Genomic DNA, 8,956 nt, shown 5'->3' on the forward strand with positions numbered 1-8,956 from the left:
ATATAATGGTTGCTGAAATATGAGCTCGGCAAAAATTAGGAAAACATTCATGTTGTAATTGAATGGTATCTGGTTTTTTATTTGCGCAAATTATGGTTTTTAGTTTTTAAATGTGTGCTTTGTTAATAAAGTATTTAAATTTATTAATGATTCGATTAATAATATGAGAAAAATGGCCATTTCATGCGTTAAAAAAATAAATTAATTCCAGGATGATCGCCATCACTGTCAAGCATCTTTGTCTGTGTCAGGATGGTTTATAGCAAAAGGAGGGATGATGATGCTAGGTTGGGTAATTACCTGTCATGACGATAAGGCACAGGATATGCTGCAGCGTCTGGAAAGAAAGTACGGTCCACAGGCACAGTGCCAGGCGGTCAGCTTCTGGCGTGGACTCAGCTCGAATATGTTAAGCCGTATGATGTGCGATGCTTTGCATGCCACAGATTCCGGTGAGGGCGTCATCTTTCTGACGGATATTGCTGGCGCTGCGCCGTACCGTGTCGCCTCGCTGATGAGTCATAAGCATCCCCAGTGTGAAGTTATTTCCGGTATCAGCTACGCATTGCTGGAGCAAATGCTAATGTCGCGGGAATCTTTGAGCAGTTCTGCCTTTCGTGACCGTATCGTGACGCTTGGTGGGCCTGACGTCTCGAGCCTCTGGCATCAACAACAGAAAAATCCGCCTTTCGTATTGCTGCATGATTTGTATGCGTGTTAATCATTGGTATTGATAGCGATTTTGCTACAATAATCGGAGTTTCTCGCCCCGGTTATCTTATATGGTGATGCGCGTTCTGTTGTTTTTGTTGCTCCTGTTCTCCGGTAGCGTTGCTGCGGCGTTGCCTGCTCGTTATATGCAAACAACCGAAGCGGCTGCTGTTTGGGCGCAGATCGGTAATAAAATGGTGACGGTAGGGAATATTCGTGCCGGCCAAATCCTCTCAGTAGAGCCAATTGCCGCTGACTACTATGAATTCACCTTTGGCTTCGGTACCGGGTTTATCGATAAGGGACATCTGGAGCCTGTTCAGGGGCGGCAGAAAGTTGACGATGGTTTAGGTGACCTCAACAAACCGCTCAGCAATCAAAGCCTGATAACCTGGAAAGACACACCCGTTTATAATGCCCCGGATGTTGGGAGTGCTCCGTTTGGCGTACTGGCGGACAACCTGCGCTATCCCATAATTAGTAAGCTTAAAGACCGACTCAATCAGACCTGGTTTCAGATTCGCATTGGTGGCAGGCTGGCTTATATCAGCGCGCTGGATGCACAGGAAGACCACGGTATTCCTGTGTTGACCTACCATCATATTCTGCGTGATGAAGAGAATACTCGTTTTCGCCACACCTCCACGACCACCTCTGTGCGTGCGTTCAGTAACCAAATGGCCTGGCTACGGGATCGCGGTTACACCACGTTGACGATGTATCAACTGGAAGGCTACGTGCAGAATAAAATGAATCTGCCAGCACGAGCTGTTGTGCTGACGTTCGACGATGGCCTGAAGTCGGTCAGCCGTTATGCTTATCCTGTCCTCAAGCAGTACGGGATGAAAGCGACAGCGTTTATCATTTCGTCGCGTATCAAGCGCCACCCTCAGAAGTGGGACCCGAAATCGCTGCAATTTATGAGCGTTTCGGAACTTGAGGGAATGCGGGATGTGTTCGATTTCCAGTCGCATACCCATTTTTTGCATCGTATTGGTGTTAAAAACCAGCCGGTGCTGCTAAGTCGCAGCTATCACAATATTCTGTTTGATTTCGAACGTTCGCGCCGCGCGCTTTCGCAGTTCAATCCGCATGTGCTGTATCTCTCTTATCCGTTTGGCGGTTATAACGATAAGGCGGTAAAAGCGGCGAGCGATGCCGGGTTTCATATGGCGGTGACGACGGTGCGGGGGAAGGTTAAGCCAGGAGATAATCCGTTCTTACTGAAGCGCTTGTACATCTTAAGAACGGATTCGCTGGAAACGATGGCGCGGCTGATCAGTAACCAGCCGCAAGGGTAAGCTAAAAGTAGTCGACGGTAAACGTGCCGATCGCTTTGAAATTACCCAACGTAAGATCGCTGCCGTCTTCAAGCCGGAAGATCTGCGAATAAAAGGGGAAATTGAATGACGCCCCGTTGCTGACAGAAGTCATCGGGCTCCATATTTCCATTCCCGGTTTAAACGCCTGTTCACCATCGCGTGTCGGGATATTAGCTTGCACATAAACGCCAATACCTTGTGCTGCCGAACTTCCGCTCAGCGTATTTTTAAGCAGTATATATCCATTACTATTGGTAGTGCTGCGGGTCGATGTTAGCTTAAAGCGCAGCCATACCGTATTGACGCAGTTTTTCACCTGGAAGGTGAAGTTCTTATTCGGCCAATAATTCTCCCTTAGTTCTGAAACCATTATCTCGCCAAAATCGACATTGTTGGTGCCGCTATTGACCGACAGGGAACCACATGTCGCGGCTTTTATGGGAATACTAAAACTGCTGGGGGTGACGTTAATGGTCCAGGGGTTATTGTCATCAGAGTCTGCGGTGCCGATACGTATTTGCCCCAGCGTTCTTGAATCTTTTGGCGTAATGGCGGTGACACCATTTATATTTCCGCCAAAGCCGCTTTTTTGATACAGCGTAACCGTTGCTTTCATGGACCGGCTGTCCCACTTACTTTCGCTACCGCTATCAACCAACACCCATGAACCATTATTCGTGGAGGGGAAATAGCCGCCGCCGCCGCCGGTGCTGTACATTTTTACCGCATAATAAATGCCATCGATGTTAGTGGGGTAGAGCGCTCTGCTACCGGTAGAATCGGTCGTTGATGAAGCGTTGGTGTTGGCGTAGAACCCGTACCCATCGTTCCCGGCATCGCAGTAGGTCCAGAGGTCACGATCTAATGTCGGGTCAAAAGTGAGCATTTCGTACATGGAGGTGGAGATATCATCTGAGACATAATGAAATGTCATCGGATCGGTTGTGCCGCCGCCGCTGAGCGCCATGGTGCCTGACTTACCATTTTCCGCAAGGTGACACTCGCTGGCATTGGCATGAAAACTCAGAGCCAGTAATGCTATCGGGCATAATAAATATTTAAGCATGTAATCTTCCTTGATTATTGATAGATAGCATCAACCAGCACGTGGCTGGTGACCTTTCCGGAGGTCACAACCCCTGTGTTTTGATAGCGCGCGTAAAAGTCATAGCTGGTCAGGTAGTTAGCCGCCGTTGAGACATCAATTGCCACAGCGGAAGTGCCATCGCTATTGACGACGTTACGGTTATCGCTGGTAGAGAAAATCACCACGCCGACGTTTTCCGCGCCACCGCTGACCGCAGGCGTTTCATTGATAAACACCTGCTGACTCTGTGCAGGCCAGATGCCATTTTGCGGCTGGAAACCAAAGGTCATGGTATTGACTGTGGTGGCATCGCCTGCGCAGCTTTCCACATTGATGCTAAAAAGCGTCCCGCTGGCGGCATCGCCTGGCTGTAAACGCGTGGAGCCATCATCGTTATAAAACCAATGGCGGGAAACGGTGGGTAAATGCACCGTTCCATTATCAGAAAGGGAGATCTGGCAGGTGTTCTCCACGATGTTCGCTTTGATCGTGACATCCAGACTGCTTTCCCCCTCATCGGCAAAACAGGGTGTAGTACATATCCCGCCAGTCACCCCCGCAACCAACAGCGCTCTCCCCACGGAAAAGAGAATACGGATACAATATGACATGGCGGCTTTGCTCCTTGTGGCTTACTGATAGGTGATAACAAATGTCACTGGCGCGTAAACGTTACCTGCTGTGACGTTGGCAATCGTGCGGCTTTTGGCAATGACGATACGTGATGCAAAATCGACATCCAGCGTGCTGTCGCTGATGGTGAGAGACTGTGCGGGTTTCGTATTGCAACTGAGTAACGTTCCGGTGGTGGACTCACCTTGCCAGACTTCAAAACCTGTAGCGTTACCGGCGGAGAAGGAGTCGCCATCAGAATTGGGGCCTGAGCAGTTGCTGCCGGAGCCTGGGACAACCTGATAGCTGGCGGATTTCACGCCCATACAGTTAGTGAAGGCCACTTTAAACGGCTCGCTGCGGCTCTGGTTGACCAGGTCTGATTTAAAGACGTCGCCGAAGTCCAGGGTGTCGATAGGGTTGCCGCTGGTGTCCTGAATTTGTGCTGTACAGGTACCGGATGTCACCGTTGAGGTAAACGTCGCGGAAACGCTGCCGGTACCGGTAATGGCGGAAAAAGAAGGAGCTGAAAAAAGTAACGCACCGACCACGCCGCTCAGAAAAGCGATTTTTTTCATCAAGATATTCCTTTTCTGATGATTATTCATAGGTGAAGTTGAAGGTAGCAAGCGCACTAAAGGCACCTGTCGTCCCTTTCCCCGCAGAGGTTTCAACCAGCGTTGCCACTAACGGGACCTCTTTGTTACTGATTTCGTCGTTGCTCCACACCAGCATGGTGCTATCGTTCGCTGAGTTAATGGTGAATGGCGCATCAGTTGCGGATGCTCTGGCGATTGAAACACCAAGGTTGGTCGCAGCATCAGATGACGCACCATTGGCAATGATTTTATCGGAGTCGGCTGATTGGGTTCCCGATACCGTTGTTTTTAGTGACTGTAAGCTTGCCGGGCACTCGGTGATCTTCAGCTTAAAGGTCGTCTGCGCACTGCTGTCGCCGTTGATGATTTTGTCCAGACCTACGGTGCCATCTGTCCCAATAGGGATAGTGTTGTTTTGGCCATCACCGCTGCCGCCTTCAATCGCCATATCGCAGGTGGTTTCCCGTAGCGTGGCGGTGAAGGCGACATCCAGCGATGTCGCCTGACCTGGGAATGCGGTTGCAAATAGCAGGCCGCTGCATCCCAGCAGGTAGAGTTTTTTTAGCTTCATTATTTTCATCTTATTCCCTGTAAAAATATTGCCATTACATCTGGCAACGTTGGTTACTCAATAGACGGGTAAGGCCAATTTTCTGGTTGGTGTTTTCATCAGTAAGCTGATAGTTAACGGTGCAGCGTCCTTCAATCCCACTTCCCCAAATCACCTTTAGCGCGCCGCTATCGTTAACGCCGCGAACATAGGCAATACCGGCTTGCCCAACGGTCCCGATCGATTCGCCTTTCTCGTTTTGTACGTCGGCACCGAGCGGGATAAAACCGTTGTCGGTGCGCAGCAGTTCCAGCAGCAGCGAACGCCCTTCATCAGTTTCAAAATCGACCTGCACAACGGCACCGCTACGTGGAACAACAACTGTGCTGGTGTTTTTTACCTCAACATCGTTTTCCATGGAGTCGATATTGAGACCGACGTTGTTTTCCCGATAAGCAGACAGATAAGGCTGGATTGCGTAGCCAAAGCGGTCGATATTGCCGTCGCCGTTGATTAAGCGAGCACCTTTGGCGCCAGGCGCGTGTACCAGCGCCAGCGTATCGGTATCGCCGATACTGTTGGGGGCCAGCGTCAATCCACCAGGGTGTACTAACATGCCGCCGCTGTAACTTACGGAGTACTGGCGGCTGCTATCATCCGAGGCGGAGGCCGACACGCTTAATGGTCCCCACGGTCCGTTGTAGGTACCGTAGCCGCCCAGTTGGTTAATCGATGAACCATCGCCTCGACTGGAGGTGGTATTCACGCTATAGCTAAAGCGATAGTCGTCAGAGTTGCCGCTAGCGCTGGTGGCGAAACTGTTGTTTGATTTCAAATCGCTGTTAACACTCATGTTCACCGTTGAGAACCCCAGCGGCTTTTTATTGCGACCTAACAAGTTTTCCAGCGGAATACTGAGGTTCAGGTAAACGCTGTCATCTTTATCGCCGTATTCGTTATAGCTACGCTGTATGGAAATGCTGTAACTGGCCCACGAGAAGGAGTCGCTATAGCCAACAGAGTACTGCGAGGTGGATGATGATTTGTTCCAGTAATCCTCCCAACTACCGCTGATATACACGTTGCCATTGCTGGAACCTAAAAAAGATACCGGTTGGCTGACGTTGACCTGGAATTGATTCTTCATGCGCTGGAAATTGCTAAATTCCTTTTCTGAACTGTCGCTGTTTTGTTTTACGTTCTCACTTAACGTGGCAGCATCGCGCAGTGACATATAGTTTTTGGTCGAAAAACGGTAGGCCGCGATATTGAAAGAGGTGCGAGACTCTTCGATCATTTTGCTCCAGGTAACGCGGTAGCTTTGACCAGTCAGGGTGTCCAGATCGTCAATAGCCGTGCTTGAATGTGTCACATCAAGCGCGAAAGCGCCCACGGGGGTATTGGTCGCGACACCCAGCAGCCCGGCATAATAGCCCACGTCCATATATTGCACGCCAGCGTAGCCGGTAAAGATGTTATTCAGTCCGTAATAACCCGTGGCGTAACCTAACTTCGGCTTATCGTTCAAGTTGCTATCATGCAGCTCGCCAGCGCCAATATCCCAGCGCCCATAGCCAGGACGCAGCATTTGTGTGACGGAGGAGTAGGGGACAGAGAAGGTACGAATGCTGCCGTCGGCTTCTTCTATAGCGACGTCCAAATCGCTGCCGTAACCCGTGGTACTGAGGTCGGTGATGGCAAACGGCCCCGGTGGCACGGTGGTTTCATAAATCTTGTTGCCACTTTGCGTGATAGTGACTTTGGCGTTGCTTTTGGCGACGCCGCGAATTTCAGGGGCATAGGTAGATGTTCCACCGGGCAGCATGCGGTCGTCATTATAAAAACGGAGGCCGCGCAGGCTGAAAGAGTCAAAAGCATCACCACGGGTGAATGAATCCCCAACCAGAAACTGCGAGCGTAATGCTGCAATATCGCGTTGCAGATAAATATCTTGGTTGGTGTAGTCGCCGCCGCTGTCCTGATTCCAGTTGGCGTTGCCTCGGGCACGAAAGTGCCACGCACCAAGATTTACACCGTATTTAAGACCAGCGTAGAGAGAGTCGGATTTGTTGCCGTCGCTTTCAGTGTGCCAACTGTTCAGATCATAAGAGAACATCGCAACTGGGATACCGTCTTGCCACAGCGAAGGATCGACATAGCCGTTAGGGCTTCTGAGGACGAAAATTTGTGGTATCGACAGAGATAATTCTTGCGTGCCGATATCATAATTCCATGTAGACTGCGGATATTGTTGCGCAAAATCTACGCAGGTTGCAGACTCAAGATTCAGTCCTTCAGTTTTAACCCCAATTTGCGCGAGAAGTTTGGCGGTGAAGCAGGGGGTTGCGCGAGGTGTGCCGTTATCGTTGAAGGTGAAATCGGTGAGCATTTTCGGCTTACCGTTCAAAATAATTTGCGTTTTATAGGTACCCGGTGGAACCGGATTGCCTTTTGAAAAACGACTAACGTCAATACTGGTGCCCGTATTGAATAAGAACTGATCGTTAAATTCAACTTCATCTGTTGAAGATGAAGACGCTTCTTCAGCCATTACTGAGGACGATAGTGCAATATATATAGCAGTACACAATAATGAGCGACGAAAAAACATAATTTCCCTATCTTTTAAATTCGCTGAAATCCTTCAGCGTGAACATTAATTAATGGTGGACTGATGCTTTTCTGTCCCGCCGAAATCATTGATAGTGGTATATTCTATGTTTCCACCTGCCATACTAACGGCATTTTTTACCGGCACATTTTCATTTGCGAATGGTGGGAGGGTATGGGAGTCCACCGCTATTTTCTTACCGTTAACCGTGATGGTGGCACTGGACATCGAAACGAAATAAGGGCTGCTGTTATTCGCGATTAATGCATTACCTTGCTGGGTCCATTTCACATTACCTGCGGCTATGGACGGATCGCCCTGTAAACCATCCGGACGGAAAAACATTTTAATACGGGTACGAAAGGCCAGTTGCAGTACGTTTTGACTATCCGCGTCTTTTGCCTTAGGGGGGACTTCCAGTACGTTAAACCAAAAGAGGGTCTCACGGTCCTGAGCCAGCGGTTGCCGTGTCCACGTTATGCGCACAGTTTGCCCTTTGGACGGATCGACACGGGATACCGGCGGCGTAACGATAAACGGTAGCTTCAGCTCTTGTGGGTTGACTTCATCGCGACCGTCATCCAACCATGACTGTACCAGCAACGGCTTATTGCCACGGTTTTCCATTTTGACGGTAACGTCTTTGGACGACTGTGGATAGATCACGCGGGTGCCGGATATGACGATATCCGCGCTGGCATTAAACGAACAAAGTGCTGCGCTTATACAGAAAAGCGAGGCTGAGGTAAGACGGGTAAAACGGTGCATAGTATTGATCCTCACAATGTGCCTGTCTCAAAGGCAGGCACATAATCGATTACGTAACGATTACTCGTAAGTCATCGTAAAAGTAGCGTTGCTGGTTACTTTACCGGCAGTGATATCGTTGGTACCGGAAACCCAGTCAGCGCTTGGCACATAAGCAACGCGGAACGCCAGAACACCTTCACCCTCGGTCAGTGTGGCGATCTGTGTGTTGTTTGCCGGCAGGCCAACCTGAATACGGTCGGTGTCGGATGTGCTGTTATTGAACAACGCCAGGTTTACGTTTTCCGCGTGGCCGCTTACGCTTGGGTCGGCTTTCAACGTACCATTAGTCAGGTCAGCGAACTGCTGGGAGGTGAAAGTGGCAGAGGCTTTGGTTAGGTCAGTCGGGCAGTCGCTGAAGTGCAGTTCGAACTCTTTGGAACCGACGCCAGTATCAATGGTTGTCTTTTCAACATCGGCTCTTTTCACAACCGGCATGCTGATGGTGACGGTGTTAGCATCAACACCGTTATTGGTGGTGATCGTGCAAGTGGTGTCGGTTACGGCGCCATCAAAGGTGATTAGACCGACATCGGTGTCTGCGAATGCAGATGTTGAACTCAGTGCGATAACAATTGATGCGGCGGCAATGGTTAACTTATTCATGTTGATAATATCCATATAAAATATCAATTCCCCCCGTAAATAATTAAAGGG

The 8,956-nt window shown here is 49.7% G+C and carries 9 protein-coding genes; 2 read left to right on the forward strand and 7 right to left on the reverse strand.

The features are described 5' to 3' along the window. Positions 1-280: 280 nt before the first annotated feature. Together NNN64_RS21940 and NNN64_RS21945 are read left to right on the forward strand one after the other, a co-directional pair. Positions 281-721 carry a PTS sugar transporter subunit IIA gene (locus NNN64_RS21940; RefSeq protein ID WP_271442765.1) on the forward strand — a complete coding sequence of 147 codons (441 nt, stop codon included), beginning with the start codon at positions 281-283 and terminating at the stop codon, positions 719-721. A gap of 61 nt (positions 722-782) precedes the next feature. Next, positions 783-2,012: a polysaccharide deacetylase family protein gene (locus NNN64_RS21945; RefSeq protein WP_271442758.1), complete on the forward strand. Its 1,230-nt coding sequence runs from the start codon at positions 783-785 to the stop codon at positions 2,010-2,012. A 1-nt stretch (position 2,013) separates the two neighbouring features. On the opposite strand, the gene NNN64_RS21950 is transcribed toward NNN64_RS21945, so the two are convergent. Genes NNN64_RS21950 through NNN64_RS21980 form a run of 7 tightly spaced genes read right to left on the reverse strand, consistent with a single transcriptional unit; the run spans position 2,014 to position 8,905 of the window. Beyond that, positions 2,014-3,099, reverse strand: coding sequence for a fimbrial protein (locus NNN64_RS21950; RefSeq protein ID WP_271442759.1), 1,086 nt, complete (start codon positions 3,097-3,099; stop codon positions 2,014-2,016). A gap of 14 nt (positions 3,100-3,113) precedes the next feature. Then, on the reverse strand, positions 3,114-3,731 hold the full coding sequence (locus NNN64_RS21955; RefSeq protein ID WP_271442760.1) for a fimbrial-like protein: 618 nt from the start codon (positions 3,729-3,731) through the stop codon (positions 3,114-3,116). Between the two features lie 21 nt (positions 3,732-3,752). Then, positions 3,753-4,310 (reverse strand): fimbrial protein, encoded by a 558-nt coding sequence (locus tag NNN64_RS21960; RefSeq protein ID WP_271442761.1) that lies wholly within the window; start codon positions 4,308-4,310, stop codon positions 3,753-3,755. A 22-nt stretch (positions 4,311-4,332) separates the two neighbouring features. Then, positions 4,333-4,911 carry a fimbrial protein gene (locus NNN64_RS21965; RefSeq protein WP_271442762.1) on the reverse strand — a complete coding sequence of 193 codons (579 nt, stop codon included), beginning with the start codon at positions 4,909-4,911 and terminating at the stop codon, positions 4,333-4,335. 25 nt (positions 4,912-4,936) lie between these two features. Further along, complete coding sequence (locus NNN64_RS21970; RefSeq protein WP_271442763.1) at positions 4,937-7,492, reverse strand: outer membrane usher protein; 2,556 nt, start codon at positions 7,490-7,492, stop codon at positions 4,937-4,939. Between the two features lie 45 nt (positions 7,493-7,537). Continuing rightward, a complete protein-coding gene (locus NNN64_RS21975) occupies positions 7,538-8,260 on the reverse strand; it encodes a fimbrial chaperone (protein ID WP_271442764.1) in 723 nt (240 codons plus the stop codon). 60 nt (positions 8,261-8,320) lie between these two features. Further along, complete coding sequence (locus NNN64_RS21980) at positions 8,321-8,905, reverse strand: fimbrial protein (protein WP_271442766.1); 585 nt, start codon at positions 8,903-8,905, stop codon at positions 8,321-8,323. Positions 8,906-8,956: the final 51 nt, after the last annotated feature.

This window comes from Citrobacter sp. Igbk 14, assembly GCF_028069825.1.
In the GTDB taxonomy this organism is placed as follows: Bacteria; Pseudomonadota; Gammaproteobacteria; order Enterobacterales; family Enterobacteriaceae; genus Citrobacter.

Coding starts and splice junctions, on each gene's coding strand:
- NNN64_RS21940 (WP_271442765.1), top strand. CDS start 281: ATGCTAGGTTGGGTAATTACCTGTCATGACGATAAGGCACAGGATATG.
- NNN64_RS21945 (WP_271442758.1), top strand. CDS start 783: ATGGTGATGCGCGTTCTGTTGTTTTTGTTGCTCCTGTTCTCCGGTAGC.
- NNN64_RS21950 (WP_271442759.1), bottom strand. CDS start 3,099: ATGCTTAAATATTTATTATGCCCGATAGCATTACTGGCTCTGAGTTTT.
- NNN64_RS21955 (WP_271442760.1), bottom strand. CDS start 3,731: ATGTCATATTGTATCCGTATTCTCTTTTCCGTGGGGAGAGCGCTGTTG.
- NNN64_RS21960 (WP_271442761.1), bottom strand. CDS start 4,310: ATGAAAAAAATCGCTTTTCTGAGCGGCGTGGTCGGTGCGTTACTTTTT.
- NNN64_RS21965 (WP_271442762.1), bottom strand. CDS start 4,911: ATGAAAATAATGAAGCTAAAAAAACTCTACCTGCTGGGATGCAGCGGC.
- NNN64_RS21970 (WP_271442763.1), bottom strand. CDS start 7,492: ATGTTTTTTCGTCGCTCATTATTGTGTACTGCTATATATATTGCACTA.
- NNN64_RS21975 (WP_271442764.1), bottom strand. CDS start 8,260: ATGCACCGTTTTACCCGTCTTACCTCAGCCTCGCTTTTCTGTATAAGC.
- NNN64_RS21980 (WP_271442766.1), bottom strand. CDS start 8,905: ATGAATAAGTTAACCATTGCCGCCGCATCAATTGTTATCGCACTGAGT.